This window comes from Pseudomonas sp. GNP014 (assembly GCF_054344005.1).
Window position 1 is genome coordinate 5,814,571 of record NZ_JBTGUS010000001.1, and the last position, 18,046, is coordinate 5,832,616.

Annotated in this window: 15 protein-coding genes; 6 read left to right on the forward strand and 9 right to left on the reverse strand. The window is 60.5% G+C overall.

Features of this window, described 5'->3' with window-relative positions; all coding sequences use genetic code 11:
• Positions 1 to 4: 4 nt before the first annotated feature.
• Both ACXX9E_RS26170 and ttcA read right to left on the reverse strand, forming a co-directional pair.
• The gene (locus ACXX9E_RS26170; protein WP_123466922.1) at positions 5 to 679 is read right to left on the reverse strand and encodes a DNA-3-methyladenine glycosylase I; all 675 of its coding nucleotides are present in this window, start codon (positions 677 to 679) and stop codon (positions 5 to 7) included.
• A gap of 152 nt (positions 680 to 831) precedes the next feature.
• Positions 832 to 1,656 carry a tRNA 2-thiocytidine(32) synthetase TtcA gene (ttcA, locus tag ACXX9E_RS26175; RefSeq protein ID WP_123466926.1) on the reverse strand — a complete coding sequence of 275 codons (825 nt, stop codon included), beginning with the start codon at positions 1,654 to 1,656 and terminating at the stop codon, positions 832 to 834.
• A gap of 464 nt (positions 1,657 to 2,120) precedes the next feature.
• Between ttcA and ACXX9E_RS26180 the strand changes: the two genes are divergently transcribed.
• Positions 2,121 to 2,723 (forward strand): Yip1 family protein, encoded by a 603-nt coding sequence (locus ACXX9E_RS26180; RefSeq protein ID WP_007917515.1) that lies wholly within the window; start codon positions 2,121 to 2,123, stop codon positions 2,721 to 2,723.
• A 148-nt stretch (positions 2,724 to 2,871) separates the two neighbouring features.
• Positions 2,872 to 3,366, forward strand: a complete 495-nt coding sequence (locus tag ACXX9E_RS26185; protein ID WP_041067555.1) for a SprT family zinc-dependent metalloprotease — start codon at positions 2,872 to 2,874, stop codon at positions 3,364 to 3,366.
• A gap of 200 nt (positions 3,367 to 3,566) precedes the next feature.
• On the opposite strand, the gene ACXX9E_RS26190 is transcribed toward ACXX9E_RS26185, so the two are convergent.
• Together ACXX9E_RS26190 and ACXX9E_RS26195 are read right to left on the reverse strand one after the other, a co-directional pair.
• The gene (locus ACXX9E_RS26190) at positions 3,567 to 4,748 is read right to left on the reverse strand and encodes a CaiB/BaiF CoA transferase family protein (protein ID WP_458556419.1); all 1,182 of its coding nucleotides are present in this window, start codon (positions 4,746 to 4,748) and stop codon (positions 3,567 to 3,569) included.
• Between the two features lie 188 nt (positions 4,749 to 4,936).
• Positions 4,937 to 6,271, reverse strand: a complete 1,335-nt coding sequence (locus ACXX9E_RS26195) for a dicarboxylate/amino acid:cation symporter (protein ID WP_458556420.1) — start codon at positions 6,269 to 6,271, stop codon at positions 4,937 to 4,939.
• Between the two features lie 350 nt (positions 6,272 to 6,621).
• On the opposite strand from ACXX9E_RS26195, the gene ACXX9E_RS26200 reads away from it, so the two are divergent.
• Complete coding sequence (locus tag ACXX9E_RS26200; RefSeq protein ID WP_123466933.1) at positions 6,622 to 7,620, forward strand: AraC family transcriptional regulator; 999 nt, start codon at positions 6,622 to 6,624, stop codon at positions 7,618 to 7,620.
• 120 nt (positions 7,621 to 7,740) lie between these two features.
• Here ACXX9E_RS26200 and ACXX9E_RS26205 read toward each other — a convergent pair whose 3' ends face one another.
• The 3 genes from ACXX9E_RS26205 to ACXX9E_RS26215 are packed head-to-tail and all read right to left on the reverse strand — an operon-like array spanning position 7,741 to position 9,919.
• Positions 7,741 to 7,878: a hypothetical protein gene (locus ACXX9E_RS26205; protein WP_458556617.1), complete on the reverse strand. Its 138-nt coding sequence runs from the start codon at positions 7,876 to 7,878 to the stop codon at positions 7,741 to 7,743.
• Positions 7,879 to 7,898: 20 nt separating this feature from the next.
• Positions 7,899 to 9,245 (reverse strand): ATP-binding protein, encoded by a 1,347-nt coding sequence (locus ACXX9E_RS26210; RefSeq protein ID WP_123466934.1) that lies wholly within the window; start codon positions 9,243 to 9,245, stop codon positions 7,899 to 7,901.
• The gene (locus ACXX9E_RS26215) at positions 9,242 to 9,919 is read right to left on the reverse strand and encodes a response regulator transcription factor (protein ID WP_123466936.1); all 678 of its coding nucleotides are present in this window, start codon (positions 9,917 to 9,919) and stop codon (positions 9,242 to 9,244) included. Before ACXX9E_RS26215 ends, ACXX9E_RS26210 begins: the two co-directional genes overlap by 4 nt.
• Before the next feature lie 221 nt (positions 9,920 to 10,140).
• Between ACXX9E_RS26215 and ACXX9E_RS26220 the strand changes: the two genes are divergently transcribed.
• Positions 10,141 to 10,932 (forward strand): dienelactone hydrolase family protein, encoded by a 792-nt coding sequence (locus ACXX9E_RS26220; protein WP_458556421.1) that lies wholly within the window; start codon positions 10,141 to 10,143, stop codon positions 10,930 to 10,932.
• A 102-nt stretch (positions 10,933 to 11,034) separates the two neighbouring features.
• Complete coding sequence (locus ACXX9E_RS26225) at positions 11,035 to 11,760, forward strand: 4'-phosphopantetheinyl transferase family protein (RefSeq protein WP_457237024.1); 726 nt, start codon at positions 11,035 to 11,037, stop codon at positions 11,758 to 11,760.
• Positions 11,761 to 11,881: 121 nt separating this feature from the next.
• Here ACXX9E_RS26225 and ACXX9E_RS26230 read toward each other — a convergent pair whose 3' ends face one another.
• The gene (locus ACXX9E_RS26230; RefSeq protein ID WP_128614892.1) at positions 11,882 to 13,492 is read right to left on the reverse strand and encodes an ATP-binding protein; all 1,611 of its coding nucleotides are present in this window, start codon (positions 13,490 to 13,492) and stop codon (positions 11,882 to 11,884) included.
• Entirely contained in the window at positions 13,489 to 14,211 is a 723-nt protein-coding gene (locus ACXX9E_RS26235) for a response regulator (RefSeq protein ID WP_222832276.1), read from the reverse strand. The genes ACXX9E_RS26230 and ACXX9E_RS26235 overlap by 4 nt, the downstream gene beginning before the upstream one ends.
• An 878-nt stretch (positions 14,212 to 15,089) precedes the next feature.
• Between ACXX9E_RS26235 and ACXX9E_RS26240 the strand changes: the two genes are divergently transcribed.
• Positions 15,090 to 17,981 (forward strand): ribonucleoside-diphosphate reductase subunit alpha, encoded by a 2,892-nt coding sequence (locus ACXX9E_RS26240; protein ID WP_123466946.1) that lies wholly within the window; start codon positions 15,090 to 15,092, stop codon positions 17,979 to 17,981.
• Positions 17,982 to 18,046 lie beyond the last annotated feature (65 nt).

An 18,046-nucleotide genomic window follows, 5' to 3' on the forward strand; every position in this document is an offset into this window, starting at 1 on the left:
GGTCTTAATGATTGACGGTGTAAGCGAGCATCATCGAAATCTGGCTCATCGGCCGCCCGCCACTCTGTTCATGCCACTGGTTGAACGTCTCCTGCACAATCGCCAGATCGCGCAGGCTGGTCGGGGCCTTGTCGACGATCTTTTGTGCATTCAGCGCGGCGACCACGTCGTAGCTCGGCACGAAGGTATCCTTGCCGACCATGCGCAAAAAGCGTGGCGCCGACAGCCCGCCCAGCTGACTCCCGTGCTTTTTCAGGTAGGTCCACAGACCGACGATATCGGTCACCGGCCAGTCAGCGATCAGCGCGCCGAAACTGCCCTTCTCCTTCTCGACATCGAGGATGAACTGCGCATTGCGCGGCACGCTCTTGAGCTTGCCCAGGTGGCGGATGATCCGCGCGTCCTGCATCAGGCGTTCGAGGTGCTCGGCGCTCATCAGCACGACTTTTTCCGGGTCGAACTTGAAGAACACGTCCTCGAAGGCCGGCCACTTGGCGTCCACCAGACTGTGCTTGAGCCCGGCGCGGAACACGCGCAGGGCCATGGTCGAGAGGTAGCGGTCATCGCTGATCTTGCGCAATTGCGCCGCAGTCTTGGGAACGGGCAGATGGGCTTCCAGTTCAGCCGCCGAACCGAAGCGGTTCAGACAGTATTCGTGCAGCCACTTGTAATCGCGCATGCCCTCTCCTGGGAAATGAAAATGAAATTCTACCTTTGAACACAAAACACTGTGGGAGCAGGCTTGCTCGCGAAAGCGGTATGCCATTCAACATTGATGTCGGCTGACACGACGCCTTCGCGAGCAAGCTCGCTCCCACATTTGAAGTATGTTTACAGGTTGACGACGTTAACGAAGCGCGAAGCCGCTGTTTCGTCGATCTTCAGGCTGGTGAAGTCGAACAGATTGCGGTCGGCCAGTTGCGACGGCACCACGTTCTGCAGACTGCGGAAGATGCTTTCGGTTCGACCCGGGGTCTTGCGCTCCCAGTCCTGAAGCATTTCCTTGACCACCTGACGCTGCAGGTTTTCCTGCGAACCGCAGAGGTTGCACGGGATGATCGGGAAAGCCTTGAAGTCCGAGTAGGCCTGGATGTCCTTCTCGTTGCAGTAGGCCAGCGGGCGGATCACCACGTTACGGCCGTCATCGGCACGCAGTTTCGGCGGCATCGCCTTGAGGGTGCCGTTGAAGAACATGTTGAGGAAGAACGTCTCGACGATGTCATCGCGATGGTGACCGAGGGCCATTTTGGTCGCGCCGATTTCGTCGGCAAAGGTGTACAGCGTGCCGCGACGCAGGCGCGAGCACAGCGAGCAGGTGGTCTTGCCTTCCGGCACCAGCTCCTTGACCACCGAGTAGGTGTCTTTCTCGACGATGTGGTACTCGACGCCCAGCTCTTTCAGGTAGGCCGGCAGCACGTGCTCGGGGAAACCCGGCTGCTTCTGGTCCATGTTCACCGCGACGATCTCGAACTTGATCGGTGCAACCTTCTGCAGGTGCATCAACACGTCGAGCATGGTGTAGCTGTCCTTGCCTCCGGACAGGCAGACCATGACCTTGTCGCCGTCTTCGATCATGTTGAAATCGGCGACCGCTTCGCCGGCCAGGCGGCGCAGGCGCTTTTGCAGTTTGTTCTGGTTGACCGTAAGAGTGCCCATGACGCGAAATCCGTGAGGTGTGACGAAAGGCGGGCATTTTACGCAAAAACCCCGTGGGGGCGAAGGGCCGAGAGTCTGCCCCATTCTTCCGAGGTCTGCATTGCCCTCTGTGGCGAGGGGATTTATCCCCGATCGGCTGCGCAGCAGTCGTCAAACCATCCATCGCGAAGTATCGGGAAAATAGAGTTCTGAGGTTTTGGGGCGGCTTCGCACCCCATCGGGGATAAATCCCCTCACCACAAATGTATTTCAAAGATAAAAAAGAGCAGATGCCAAGACCCCAAGGCGATTAAGCCCCGTATTTACAGCGCGATTTGCTCTAAGCCCCCAGTCCCAGTGCGGTTAAGACCTTTCTATACTGCGTCATAAGGTCGCACACATCTGAAGACCTGTATTTGCTCGGCCACCTTGGCCCGTAGGCGCTCCGCTGGGGGGCGATGGCAATAACAAGAGGAGTGACTGGCATGATCCATCACGTAGTGGGACTGTTTACCCACCCCGATCAGGAATGGAAGGAGATCCGTGGCGACCAAGAGGAAAGCATCAGCCACATGTACCTGACCCACACGCTGATTCTCGCGGCGATTCCGGCCGTTTCGGCGTTTATCGGCACCACCCAGGTTGGCTGGGTGATCGGCAACCGGGCGCCGGTGATGCTCACCGTCGAAAGCGCGATCTGGATGACTGTGATGTCATACCTGGCGATGCTCGGTGGGGTCGCGGTGATGGGCGCTTTCGTGCACTGGATGGCGCGCACCTATGACGCCAACCCGAGCCTCGCCCGTTGCGTCGCGTTCGCCACCTACACCGCAACGCCGCTGTTCGTCGGCGGCCTGGCGGCGCTGTATCCGCACATGTGGCTGGGGATGATCGTCGGCACGGCGGCCATTTGCTACACGGTCTACCTGCTGTACGTCGGGTTGCCGACGTTCATGAACATTCCCTCGGACGAAGGCTTTCTGTTTTCCAGCTCAGTGCTCGCGGTCGGTCTGGTGGTGCTGGTGGCCATCATGGCGTTCACCGTGATTGTCTGGGGCCTCGGCGTAGGGCCGGTGTATACCAACTGACATGATTCCCCCCCGAGAACGACAAGATCTGCCAATACAGGCCGCCGCAAGGCGGCCTTCTCGTTTGGCGGATGACCATTCGGCAGGTCGGCGATTCGCAAGTCCGGGAGGTTGCGGCATACTCGACGCCTCTGGAGATCCATCAAGCATGCCCGAGCAACTCAATACCCGCGTCGAAGACTGTTACCAACTCGCAGAAGCCTTTTTCAAACGTCATTTCCAACGCCCCGTCGTCAGCCTCAAGCTGCGCGGGCAAAAAGCCGGTGTCGCGCATCTGCACGAGAACCTGCTGCGCTTCAACCCGCAGCTGTACCGGGAAAACACCGAACACTTCCTCAAGCAGACCGTGGCCCACGAAGTCGCGCACCTGATCGCCCATCAACTGTTCGGCGACCGCATCCAGCCACACGGCGAAGAGTGGCAACTGATCATGCGCGGGGTCTATGAACTGCCGCCGGATCGCTGCCACACCTACGCCGTCAAACGCCGCAGCGTGACCCGCTACATCTACAAATGCCCGTGCGCCGACAGTGATTTTCCGTTTTCGGCACAGCGTCATAGCCTGGTGCGCCAGGGGCGACGGTATTTGTGCCGTAGATGCCGCAACACCTTGGTATTCAGTGGTGAGATGCGGGTGGAATAGTCAGTTTTCAGCTGGACCGCAGGGCCTCATCGCTGGCAAGCCAGCTCCCACAGTTTCCAGGTGCTCACAGGCTCTGTACACGACACAAAACCTGTGGGAGCTGACTTGCCAGCTCACACAGTTTCCGGGTGTTCACAGGCTCTGTACACGACACATAACCTGTGGGAGCTGGCTTGCCAGCGATGAGGCCGGTACAGGCCCTAAAGAATGACTTTGGAAGCACGCAACTCGGCAATCCGCTGCGCACCAAACCCCAACTCGCCCAACACCTGCTCCGTATGCTGCCCCAACCCCGCCCCGACATGTCGCGGTGCCGGCAGCGCCTCGGAGAATTTCAGCGGACAGGCAATCTGCGCCTGCGTCGTACCATCCCCACGCGGCACCTGGGTCACCAGTTCACGCGCCTGCAACTGGGGATGCAGCACCGCCTCGCTCAGATTCAGCACTGGCTCGACACAGGCATCGACCCCGGCGAACAATTCACACAGCTCGGCAAAGTCGTGTTTCTCGAATTCCACTTTCAGTGCGTCCTTCAATAACCGCTGCTGCTCGGGCTTGGGCGACAAGCCCTGCGCCGCCAACTCTGGCCGGCCCAACGCCGCACACAGTTGCTGCATGAAGGCCGGCTCCAGACTGCCCACCGACAACCAGCGCCCGTCACGCGAGCGGTAATAGTCATAAAAGCTGCCGCCATTGAGCATCTGGTCTTCCCAGTGCGGTTCCTCGTCACAGGCCAGGTAACCGGCACCGGCCATCGCGTGCAGACTGAACGCGCAATCGGTCATGCTCACGTCCAGATGGGTGCCCTGCCCGCTCTGTTGCCGGGCAATCACCGCCGCCAGCAGGCCGATCACGCCGTGCAGCGAACCACCGGCGATATCCGCCACCTGCATGCCCAGCGGCAACGGACCGCTGTCGGCGCGACCGGTATAACTGGCCAGCCCGGCCAGTGCGAGGTAGTTGATGTCATGCCCGGCGCGATCCCTGTACGGCCCGGTCTGACCGTACCCGGTGATCGACACGTAAATCAGCTTCGGATTGATCGCCTTCAGCGCCTCATACCCCAGACCCAGACGCTCCATCACACCGGGACGGAACTGCTCGAGGACGATGTCGTAATCGGTCAGCAGTTGCTTGACCACTTCCAGCGCCTCGGGTTGTTTCAGATCCAGCGCCAGGCTGCGCTTGTTGCGATTGAGGTAGGCGTGACTGGCCGATACTCCGCCATCATGCGGCGGCAATACCCGCAACAGATCCATGCGCGTCGGCGATTCAATGCGCAGCACCTCGGCGCCCATATCCGCCAGTAACAGCGAGGCGAACGGGCCTGGCAGCAGGGTCGAGAAATCCAGAATCTTCAATGAGGCCAGCGGCGCAGACATGGGCGATCTCCTTGGGCAATGCACCCAGCCTAGGCAGCGATGCCGCGTCCGGCAATCACCGGATATGTCAGCGGGGGTGACCGTTACGCTCAAATCAGGGGCAAGAAAAAACCCGCCGAAGCGGGTTTCTCAGTGCATCTGTCGCGAGGGAGCTTGCCCCCTCGCCACAGAGTATTACCCGAGTGCAGTTACTTGACGTTGCTCGGGGTCGCGCCTTCAGCCACACCCAGGTCATCTTCAGGACGGGTGTCAGCGATACCACGACCGCCCGAGGCCAGCTCGGATTGCAGCACGTCGGTGTCCAGCTCTTTCACCCACTTGGCAACCACGATGGTCGCAACAGCGTTACCGACCAGGTTGGTCAGTGCGCGGGCTTCGGACATGAAGCGGTCGATACCGAGGATCAGCGCCAGACCGGCCACCGGCAGGTGACCGACCGCCGACAGGGTAGCGGCCAGTACGATGAAGCCCGAACCGGTGACACCCGCCGCGCCTTTGGAGGACAACAGCAGTACCAGCAGCAGGGTGATCTGGTGGGTGATGTCCATGTGGGTGTCGGTCGCCTGAGCGATGAACACGGCCGCCATGGTCAGGTAGATCGACGTACCGTCGAGGTTGAACGAGTAACCGGTCGGGATCACCAGACCCACTACCGATTTCTTCGCGCCCAGACGCTCCATCTTGATCAGCATGCGTGGCAGTGCCGATTCCGACGAGGACGTACCCAGTACGATCAACAGTTCTTCACGGATGTAACGTACCAGTTTAAACACGCTGAAACCGTGAGCACGGCAGATCGCACCCAGCACCAACACCACGAACAGGATGCAGGTGATGTAGAAGCAGATCATCAACTGGCCCAGTTGCACCAGCGAGCCGACACCGTAGGCACCGATGGTGAAGGCCATGGCACCAAATGCACCCAGTGGCGCCAGTTTCATGATCATGTTGATGATGTTGAACATCACGTGGGCGAAGCGATCGATCATGTCCAGCAGCGGACGACCGTACGAACCCAGGCGATGCAGGGCGTAGCCGAAGATCACCGAGAACATCAGCACTTGCAGGATGTCACCGGTGGCGAACGCGCCGACGATGGTGTTCGGAATTACATTGAGGAGGAAACCGACAATGCTCTGGTCTTTACTGGCCGTCACATAAGTGGCGATTTTCGAGGCGTCCAGGGTGGTGACGTCGATGTGCATGCCGGCGCCCGGTTGCACAACGTTGACCACGATCAGACCGATCAGCAGGGCAATGGTGGAAACGATTTCGAAGTACAGCAGCGCGTAGCCGCCAGTCTTGCCCACGGATTTCATGTTCTGCATGCCGGCGATGCCGCTGACAACGGTACAGAAGATGATCGGGGCGATGACCATTTTGATCAGTTTGATGAACCCGTCACCCAGCGGCTTGAGGGCCACACCGGTCTGAGGGTAGAAGTGACCAAGCAGGATGCCGATGGCGATGGCAACGATCACCTGGAAATACAGGGATTTGTACAGTGGCTGACGAGTCGTCATTGCAGTTTTCCTCAAGCGTCCCGCGTAGCAACATCCATCTGTTGGCCGCGAAACCTTAATTGCGAACCCTCCTGCACTGGAGGGATTTGTTGTTGGAGCAGCGTTTTCCATCAGGTGAAACGCACGCTTCTGTGGCTTGTATCGCAAACGTCGTGCCACTTTGGTGCGATTGCCTACAAGCCTTTTGATGTCAGGGATTACACGTGCATGAATGTCACCATCCGGTGACTCATGTGTGGCGGATTTCCGCCAACCAGACGCTTCTGGTCCTACAATTTGGCGGAAATCCGCCTTGTAGGTGCATCCGGCCGCCGGCTACCATCCGGCGCCTGAGGAAGGATCTGCCGCTTATGCGCGAACGCACCATCGCCAGTCATTTCGCCCGTGCCGCCCTCGGTGGCGCACGTCGCCTGGGTTTCGATTATTCGAACCTGCTGTCGCAACTGGGCATCAGCCCGGAATTGCTAGATGAACCCCGCGCGCGCATAGCTCCGGAACAATTCACCCGGTTGATCCAGAACCTGTGGCTGGCCCTGGACGACGAATACCTCGGTTTCGGCCACGCACCCAGCAAACCCGGCAGTTTCGCCATGATGTGCCATGCCTCGATTCACTGCCGCAATCTGGAGAAGGCACTGCAACGCGGTTTATTGTTTTATAGCCTATTCCCGCAAGCCCCGCGCCTGAGCCTGCGCCGTGAAGACGAATGGGTGCGCCTGAGTCTCGATGATGCGCAGCTATGGGATCCGGATCACTTTCTCAGCGAAAGCCTGCTGGTGATCTGGCATCGCCTGGGCAGTTGGATGATCGGCCAGCGGATTCGCCTCGAACAGGCCACGTTCAGCTACCCGCGCCCCGCCCATGGTGCGGAATACGAGTTGCTGTTCCCCTGCCCCACGACCTTCGGCGCCGGGCAGAGCAGTCTGGTCTTTCACAGCCGCTACCTGCACATGCCGTTGTTGCAGGACGAACGCACCCTCAAGCATTTCCTCGAGCGCTCCCCCGCCGACCTGCTCTCGCGCCCCGACGACGGCGACAGCCTCAGCAGCCGCCTGCGCCGCTTGCTCAGCCGCGACAGTGCGCGCTGGCCGGATCTGGAGGCGGTGGCCGCGCACCTGCACATCAGCCCGCAGACGTTGCGCCGGCATTTGCGTGAGGAAGGCACCAGTTTTCAGGCGCTGAAAGATCAGTTGCGGCGGGATATCGCCATTTACCATTTGGGCCGCGCGGATCTGTCGTTGCAACAGATCGCCGAGCAGCTCGGGTTTTCCGAGCCGTCGGCATTTCACCGGGCGTTCAAGAAGTGGACGGGGCTGACGCCGGGGGCTTATCGGGCGCAGGAGCAGTGATCTGCTCGCAGCCTGTGGCGCCTTGACTGGCCTGATCGCTGGCAAGCCAGCTCCCACAGTCTCCGGGCCGAACACAAAACCCTCGAACGACATCGAAATCTGTGGGAGCTGGCTCGCCAGCTACAGTGTCCGGGCCGAACACAAAATCCTTGAACGACATCGAAACCTGTGGGAGCTGGCTTGCCAGCTCCAGTGTCCGGGCCGAACGCAAAACCCTCGAACGACATCGAAACCTGTGGGAGCTGGCTTGCCAGCGATGGCGCCCGAAAGGCCGGCGACTAAACCGCCGGAAAATGAATCCTGAACGCCGCCCCGCCCATCGGCGAATCCCCCAGCATCAGTTTGGCGTTGTAACTCTCGATGATGTCCTTGACCACCGCCAGCCCGATGCCCTGCCCCGGATGCTGACGATCCAGGCGCTCGCCACGCTCGAGAATTCGCGCACGCTGATCAGGTGGCACGCCCGGGCCATCGTCCTCGACGCACAATTCGACCCCGGCCAGGGTCTCGCGCACGCTGATGCGCACTTCCCCCAGGCACAGACGATAGGCGTTCTCCAGCAGGTTACCCATCATCTCCAGCAGAGCGCCCTGCTCGATCGGCACATAACAATGCTCCGGCAGATCAAACGCCACGCGCACACGTTTGTCGCGATACACCTTGTCGAGGGTGTCGCACAGGCTTTTCAACACCGGCTGTAGCCGCACCTGATGGCGCACCAGACCGCTTTTGCGCAGGCTGGCGCGTTGCAGTTGATAGCTGATCTGCTGGCTCATGCGTTCGATCTGGCTTTGCAGGACCCAGGCCTGATCGAGGTCCTTGGGGCGCTGGGCCATGTCCTCACTGACCCCTTGCAGCACGGCCAACGGGGTTTTCAGGCTGTGCGCCAGATCATCGAGGGAGTCGCGATAACGGCTGCGCTGTTGCCGCTCGCTGAGCAGCAAACGGTTGAGCGAGCCGGTCAGGCGCAACAGTTCGCGCGGGTGTTGTTCAGTCAGGCTTTCGCGAGTACCGCCTTCGATTTCATCGAGTTCCTGGCTGAGCTGACGCAAGGCCTTGAGGCCCCAGGACAGGCCGATCCAGAGCAATACCAGCAATACCAGCAGCGCCGCGCCAAAACCCAGATAGAGATTCTCACGCAGGCCTTCGAGGGTGGTTTCGTATTCGCGCACCGGTTGCAGGGCGACGATGCTGAACGCTGCGTTTTTGCCGCCAAGCAGTTTGACTTCAACGTCATAGACGAAGAATTCCTGACCGTTGGTCTCGCGAATCCGCGCGAACTCGTTGCCGAGTCCGTCGTAGCGCGGTTTGTAATTGATCTGCTCTTCCTGGGTGGCTCGCGAACGCCAGACCAGATGCCCTTCGCGGTCGTAGATGTAGCCGAGCAAGCGGAAGTCGGTGAGGTTGAAACGCTCGTCCGGCAACTGATCGGGCATCAGCAGCCGACCGTTCTCGACCCGCGCCGCGGAAATCAACGTGGTGACGTCCGAAGCCAGACGCTGCTCGATCGAATCCTGCAGCGCGAGACTGAACGCACCTTGCATCGCCGGAAGCAACGCCAGCATGAACAACACCGCCAACGTGGCGGCGGCGAGCATCAAGCGAACGCGAAGGGAACGAATCAAGTGCAGCGCTCATTGAACAGGTAGCCGAGACCCCGCACGGTGTCGATCGGTTTGAACCCGGCCGGGCCTTCGAGCTTGCGGCGCAAACGGCCGACCAGCACTTCGATGACATTCGGATCGCGTTCGTCGTCATCCGGGTAAAGCTGTTCCATCAAGCGATCCTTGGGCACCACTTGCTGGTGGTGCCGCATCAGGTATTCAAGGATGCGGTATTCGTAGGCCGTCAACGCCAGCGGCTCTTCATCCAGCGATGCCTGTTTGCGATTCAGGTCGAGCAACAACGGCCCGGCGACGATGGTCGATTGGGTGAACCCGCTGGAGCGGCGCAACAGGGCATTCAGCCGCGCATCGAGTTCTTCGAACTGAAACGGCTTGACCAGATAGTCGTCGGCGCCGGCGGCGAGGCCTTCGACCTTGTCCTGCCAGTTGCCGCGCGCGGTGAGGATCAGGATCGGGAAGGCCTTGCCGCCGGAGCGCAACTGGCGAATCAGGTCGAGACCGCCCATGCCCGGCAAGCCCAGATCGATCACCGCCAGATCGAAGTTGAACTGTCCGGTCTGGTACAGCGCCTCTTCGGCATTGGCCACGGACTCGACCACGTGACCGCTCTCCGTGAGGCGGGTTTGCAGGTGATGACGCAACAGCGCTTCATCTTCGACGACCAACAATTTCATAACGCTCTCCCGGGTAAATCAAACGCTCCAACTTCAACAGCCTACCTGTGGGGGCGAACCTGCTCGCGAAGGCGACGGCACAGGCAACAACTTTCTCACTGCTGTTCGGTAGGGTGCAAGGTTAGCAAGCCGCCCCTGTACCTGCCCTGAACACTCTCTGAAACCGGCGCCGAATCAAATCGACTAGGCTGTCCTGACCACTTTCGACAAGGAGACCGACCATGCGCCTGTTCCTCGCACTCACCCTGCTCGCTGTCAGCAGCCTGGCCAACGCCGCGATCAAGACTCAGGAGATTCCCTACCAGAGCGCCGACGGCACACAACTGATCGGCTATTACGCCTACGACGACGCGATCAAGGGCAAGCGCCCGGGCGTGGTGGTGGTGCATGAATGGTGGGGCCTGAACGATTACGCCAAGCGCCGCGCACGCGACCTCGCCGGGCTGGGTTACAGCGCACTGGCGATCGACATGTACGGCGAAGGCAAGAACACAGAGCACCCGAAGGATGCGATGGCGTTCATGCAGGCCGCGACCCAGGACGCGGCCGCTGCGAGCAAGCGTTTCGAGGCCGGGCTGGATCTGCTGAAAAAACAGCCGCAGACCGACATTAATAAAATCGCCGCCATCGGCTATTGCTTCGGCGGTGGCGTGGTCCTGAACGCTGCGCGCCAGGGTGTGCCGCTGGCAGGTGTGGTGAGTTTCCATGGTGCACTGGCAACCACGACCCCGGCCACGCCCGGCAGTGTGAGGGCAAAGATTCTGGTCGAACATGGCGCGCTGGACAGCATGGTCAGCGCCGACAACGTCACCGCGTTCAAGGCGGAAATGGGCAACGCCGGTGCCGACTACACGTTCGTCAGCCTCAACGGCGCCAAACATGGTTTCACCAATCCGGATGCCGACCGCTTGAGCCACGGCGAACACGGTGGCCCGGATATCGGCTACAACAAGGCCGCCGATGAAAAATCCTGGGCGGACATGAAGGCGTTCTTCCAGAAAATCTTCAGTTGATCAAACGCTGCAGGATGACCTGTGGCGCGAGGGAGCATGCTCCCTCGCCAAAACAGCATGACCTACTACCCAGCATCGACATCAACCGGCAAAATGCCCGCCATGAATGTCAGCCCGATCCTTCCCGCCTGCTGCACCCCGCTCGACGCCCACTGGCCGTTGCCAAACGTCTTGCCCGACACCGTCCTGCTCAGCACCCATTTCGACCCGGCGCAACTGCTCGGGGATGACTTCCAGCGCAGCGCCGTCGTGCCGCCGCCGAGCATTCAGCGTTCGGTCGCCAAGCGTCAGGCCGAGTTTCTGGCCGGGCGTATCTGCGCCCGTGCGGCGCTGCAACAACTGCAAGGCGCAGGGGTTGTCCCGCCGATTGGCGAAGATCGCGCACCCGTGTGGCCGCCGCACATCTGCGGCTCGATCACCCACAGCACCGGGCGTGCGGCGGCGATAGTCGCCAACAAACAGCACTGGCGCGGCCTGGGCATGGACCTGGAAAACCTGCTCGACAGCGACCGCGCCGAACGCCTCGCCGGAGAAATCCTGACGCCGGCGGAATTGCAGCGCATGGCCGCCGGCTCGCCAGAGCAGTTGGGCCTGTGCGTGACGCTGACTTTTTCGGTGAAAGAAAGCCTGTTCAAGGCGCTGTATCCGATCGTGCAACAGCGTTTCTATTTCGAGCACGCTGAAGTGCTGGAGTGGACGGCGCAAGGTCACGTGCGGCTGCGGCTGCTGACTGATCTGTCCGCAGAATGGCGTCATGGCACTGAGCTGGAGGCGCAATTTGGGGTGCAGGAGGGGCAGTTGTTGAGTCTGGTGAGCATCCCTGCCTGAAATCTTTATCGCCGCTCAGAACCCCATTGCCGGCAGGCCCGCTCCCCCAGGCTCCGGGCGTGCGCAAGCCCTGTGGAAGCTGCCTTGCCAGCGACGGGGCCAGCAAAACCATCACAAATACTCAACGTCGCTCCTGATTCCTCGGCCAGCTCAGGCTGAAACACGCCCCTCCCAGACTCTTGCTCTTGCCTATGATCGCCCGGCCGTCATGCCAATGGATGATCCGCCGCACGATCGACAACCCCAGACCGTGCCCGCCCGACGCTCGCGTCCGGCTGTCATCCAGGCGCAGGAACGGCGTGAATATCCGCTCCCACGCCACCTCCGGCACACCTGGCCCGTCATCCTCGACATCGACCCGACAACGCAACTGCCCGACCTGATAACTCACCGTGACCTTCGAACGCGCATGGCGCATGGCGTTGCTCACCAGATTCTGCAGCGCCCGGTGCAGATAACGCGGCTCGGCCTCGACCCAGGCCCCGTCATTATCGGCAGCAGACAGGCACAACCCCCGCTGCACCGTGACCTCGGCACGCAACGGCGCCAGTTCCTCGATGACTTGATTGACCAGCGCATCCAGATCAATGCGCTGGAACGTCAGCGCCGGCGAACCCTGTTCCAGGCGTGCGTAAGTGAGCATTTCATCGACCAGCTTATCGAGGTCCTCGATATCGTGATCCATGCCTTCGCGGTACTTTTCCAGCGCCTGCGGCGTGGTCGCCGAGCCGATCATTTCCAGACCGAAGCGCAAGCGCGCCACCGGCGTGCGCAATTCGTGGGACACCGCCCGCACCAGTTCACGCTGGATGGCCAGCAACTGCTGCAAGTGCTCGGCCATTTTGTTGAAGGCTGACGCCAGCCGCCCGACCGAGTCGGCGCCGCGCGCCGGTACGCGGGTTTCCAGACTGCCCTTGGCGATCCGCGTGGCGGCGGCTTCGAGGCCACGCAAGCGGCGTTCGAGCTGACGCACCAACAGGTAAACGATCAGGCCGATCAGGCTCAGCCCGAGCGCTGCGATCAGCACCAGCCATTGCGGCGGATACGGATTCATCTGATACAACGGGCCGATTTCCAGTACCCACGGCGTGCCGACCATGCCGGCGAACACCCGGATCGAATCGCCGCCCTTGCCCAGCGCCATCACCGTATCGCCCTCGGCGACGCGGCGGCTCTGGTCTTCGTCCATGTCGGCGTCTTCCACGGTGACCAGGCGCAGATCAAAGCCGAAGCCTTTCTCTTCCTTTATCTGCGCAAGACGCCTGGGCTGTTCGCCGACCGGCACGCGCACCAGTTCATCGGCCAGCAGGTAAATCGTCGCCCGGGCCAGTTGTTCGCTGATCTGCTGCACTTCCCCCACCAGCACAAGCTGTTCCTTGTCACTGACCAGCCGGAAGACCCTGGCCGCGTGTGGGCCAGTCTGTTCTACCAAGGCCTGGCCGCGCTGCACGCGGGTGCGCTGAGCCAGATCGAGGTCGGTCTCGGCAAACTTTTTCAGTGCCAGCGGAATGCCGAGCAATCGTTCCCACACCAGCAAGGCACGATGCCGCTCGGTTTCGTTCATCGGTTGCAGGTTGTCGGCCATCAACGAAAACGTGCCGTGGGCCAGACGCTCGCGGTACTGCTCGCTGCGCACCTGATTGAGCAGGTTCAGCGCCAGCACGCCGAGCACCGCCACCAGAATCAGCGCCGCGCACATGCCACCGTAGATGCGCAGGAAGATCGAGTTCACAGCGGCAGGTCTGCGCAGGCTTCAGGGACGAACAGGTAGCCTTTGCTGCGAATGGTCTTGATCAGCCGTGGATGGTCGGGGTCGTCGCCAATTTTCGGACGGATGCGCGAGATGCGCACGTCGATCGAGCGGTCCTGGCCGTCGTAGCCGATGCCACGCAGGGCGGTGAAGATTTCTTCCCGTGACAGGATGCGCCCGGCGTTGGACACCAACAGCCAGAGCAGGTCGAATTCGGCGCTGGTCAGCTCGATGCCGGTGTCGCTCAGCCAGGCTTCGCGCAAGGCGTTGTCGACCACCAGCGGGCCGAATTGCAGACGCCGGGATTTCTCGCTGGCCGGTTCCGGTGTGTCACTGCGGCGCAGCAACGCCTGAATCCGCGCCAGCAACAGGCGCGGGCGCACCGGTTTGCAGACGTAATCGTCGGCACCGAGGTCGAGGCCGTGGATCTGGTCGGCGTCGTCGGTACGTGCGGTGAGCATCAGGATCGGCCCGTCGTACTGACTGCGCACTCTGCGGCAGATGCTCAGGCCATCCTCGCCCGGCAACATCAGGTCGAGGATGACCAGATCCGGCTGCTCCCTGATGATCCGCGCCGCCGCCAGCGCCCCGTTGCCTTCAATGTCTACACGCAATCCATTGGCTTGCAGGTAGTCACGCGTCAACTCGGCCAGACGCTGGTCATCCTCGACGATCAATACCTGAAAGGCTTGTTGCTCCACCGCTGACCTCTGCTTTCCATTGTTATTAATAAAGGAGGTACGCCTGACTCAACACAATACCCCGTGGGACCGGGCTTGCTCGCGAAGGCGACGGCGCGCTCGACATTGAGGCTCCATGACACATGCGCATTCGCGAGCAAGCCCGCTCCCGCAACCCTGCGCCAGTCACTGACTGACATCCTGTCCCCCGTCTTTTTGTCATCTTTTCGGAGGATAAGAATGCGTACTTGTGGGCCGATTGTATAAACGGCGTACAGCCAGAACACAAGTCGGTAAATGCGTTCGGACAAGGCGGTTTTTTGTGATAGGGTTCGCGCCCTTAAAAATCCGCTGAAGCGTTTTTCCCAAGGAAAAAACGGTGACAGACGGTCTAGCTCAGCAGGTTCGCGGCCTACACGGGAATTCCGTGTTTCTTACACAATTTACGCACAGGTTTATCCACAGCTAGTACGTTGCAAGCCCCCTCGAAACGCATTATCTTGTAGCACGGCGCAAGGATAGACCCTACATATAGGGTTTTCCGCTTAAACGCCCAACCACATTTCGGACCTGAAACTCAAGCGCTTTATTGCCAGTTTCCGGTTGAACCAAGCAAGTTTTTCAAAGCCCAAACCGCACTTGCGGATGGCATCGTTTTTCAGGTTGGAAACGACCGGAACGGTACGGGTGTTGCAGTCATGACTGTCACCCTGGAAGGAATCCGGCTCGAGCCCTGGCTCGCAGCCAAAAACTTCGGCAAGGATGCGGCGTCATTAGCCTTTTTCCTACTGGTCCGAAGTTGTTATGCCCGACGCCCGTCGGTTGTAGTGCTTCGGACCAGAACGGTGAGCACCATGATGGTGCCCAAACAAACATAGAGAATGTGGAGATCACCCCCCATGCAAACCGACACAACTCGCGAGAACCCGCAGGGCACCTTGCCGCAGGCCGCCGATTCGACTTCGGATCTGGCAGCCACCGCGCCTGGTCAACTGCGCGTGATCAAGCGTAATGGCACTGTCGTTCCTTACACCGATGACAAGATCACCGTCGCTATCACCAAAGCGTTTCTCGCAGTTGAGGGCGGCACCGCTGCTGCTTCGTCGCGAATCCACGACACCGTTGCCCGCCTGACCGAACAGGTCACCGCGACCTTCAAGCGTCGCATGCCATCGGGCGGCACCATCCACATCGAAGAAATCCAGGACCAGGTCGAACTGGCCCTGATGCGTGCCGGCGAGCAGAAAGTCGCTCGTGACTACGTGATCTACCGTGATGCCCGCTCCAAAGAGCGCGCCGTTCGCACCACCGAAGAGCCGGTACAGGCCCACCCGTCGATCCGCATCACCCGCGCCGACGGTAGCCTTGCGCCTCTGGACATGGGTCGTCTGAACACCATAGTCACCGAGGCCTGCGAAGGTCTGGAAGAAGTCGATGGCGATCTGATCCAGCGCGAAACCCTGAAGAACCTGTACGACGGCGTGGCCCTGAACGACGTCAACACCGCCCTGGTGATGACCGCGCGTACGCTGGTTGAACGCGAGCCGAACTACTCGTTCGTGACCGCCCGCCTGCTGATGGACACCCTGCGTGCCGAAGGCCTGGGCTTCCTCGGTGTCGCCGAAAGCGCCACTCACCACGAAATGGCCGACCTGTACGCCAAGGCACTGCCGGCCTACGTCGCCAAAGGTATCGAGTTCGAACTGCTGAACCCTGTGCTGGCCACCTTCGACCTGGAAAAACTGGGCAAGGCGATCAACCACGAGCGCGATCAGCAATTCACCTACCTGGGCCTGCAGACCCTGTACGACCGTTACTTCATCCACAAGGATGGCGTGCGTTTCGAACTGCCGCAGATCTTCTTCATGCGTGTGGCCATGGGCCTGGCGATCGAAGAAAAGCAGAAAGAAGACCGTGCGATCGAGTTCTACAACCTGCTGTCGTCCTTCGACTACATGGCTTCGACCCCGACCCTGTTCAACGCCGGCACCCTGCGTCCACAGCTGTCGAGCTGCTACCTGACCACCGTTCCGGACGACCTGTCGGGCATCTACCACGCGATCCACGACAACGCCATGTTGTCGAAATTCGCGGGTGGCCTGGGCAACGACTGGACGCCGGTGCGTGCACTGGGCTCTTACATCAAGGGCACCAACGGCAAGTCGCAAGGCGTGGTTCCGTTCCTGAAAGTGGTGAACGACACCGCGGTAGCCGTCAACCAGGGTGGCAAGCGCAAAGGCGCTGTCTGTGCCTACCTGGAAACCTGGCACATGGACATCGAAGAGTTCATCGAGCTGCGTAAAAACACCGGTGATGATCGTCGTCGTACCCACGACATGAACACCGCCAACTGGATCCCTGACCTGTTCATGAAGCGCGTCTTCGATGACGGCAAGTGGACCCTGTTCTCGCCATCGGAAGTACCGGACCTGCACGACCTGACCGGCAAAGCCTTCGAAGAGCGCTACGAGTACTACGAAGCGCTGACCGAGTACCCGGGCAAGGTCAAGCTGTTCAAGACCATCCAGGCCAAAGATCTGTGGCGCAAAATGCTGTCCATGCTGTTCGAAACCGGCCACCCATGGCTGACTTTCAAAGACCCGTGCAACCTGCGCAGCCCGCAGCAGCACGTTGGCGTGGTTCACAGCTCGAACCTGTGCACCGAGATCACCTTGAACACCAACAAGGACGAGATCGCCGTTTGCAACCTGGGCTCGATCAACCTGCCGAACCACATCGTGGATGGCAAGCTGGACACCGCCAAGCTGCAACGCACCGTGAACACGGCCGTGCGCATGCTCGACAACGTGATCGACATCAACTACTACTCGGTGCCGCAAGCGAAGAACTCCAACTTCAAGCACCGTCCGGTCGGTCTGGGCATCATGGGCTTCCAGGACGCCTTGTACCTGCAGCACATCCCTTACGGTTCCGACGCTGCCGTCGAGTTCGCCGACAAGTCGATGGAAGCGGTCAGCTATTACGCGATCCAGGCGTCCTGCGACCTGGCTGACGAGCGTGGCTCGTACGAGACCTTCAACGGTTCGCTGTGGTCCAAAGGCATCCTGCCGCTGGATTCGCAACAGATCCTGATCGAAGCGCGTGGCCAGAAGTACATCGACGTTGACCTGAACGAAACCCTGGACTGGGCACCGGTTCGCGCCCGTGTACAGAAAGGCATTCGCAACTCGAACATCATGGCCATCGCACCGACCGCGACCATCGCCAACATCACTGGCGTTTCGCAGTCGATCGAACCGACCTACCAGAACCTGTATGTGAAATCGAACCTGTCGGGCGAATTCACCGTGATCAACCCGTACCTGGTTCGCGACCTCAAGGCTCGCGGTCTGTGGGACTCGGTCATGATCAACGACCTGAAGTACTACGACGGTTCGGTTCAGCAGATCGAGCGCATCCCGCAAGAACTCAAAGAGCTCTACGCGACCGCGTTCGAAGTGGACACCAAGTGGATCGTTGACGCCGCCAGCCGTCGTCAGAAGTGGATCGACCAGGCCCAGTCGCTGAACCTGTACATCGCCGGCGCCTCGGGCAAGAAGCTCGACGTGACCTACCGCATGGCCTGGTACCGTGGTCTGAAAACCACCTACTACCTCCGTGCCCTGGCCGCGACCAGCACCGAGAAGTCGACCATCAACACCGGCAAGCTGAACGCTGTTTCCAGCGGCGGCAACCACGGCGACGACTCCGTACTGGCTGCTCCGGCCGGTCCGGCACCTGTGCCAAAGGCTTGCGCGATCGACGAGCCGGACTGCGAAGCTTGCCAATAAGCTGAGCCGATCAGGCGTTGCGAGACGCCTGATACCTCCGGATAAAAGAAACCCCCGACAGACTT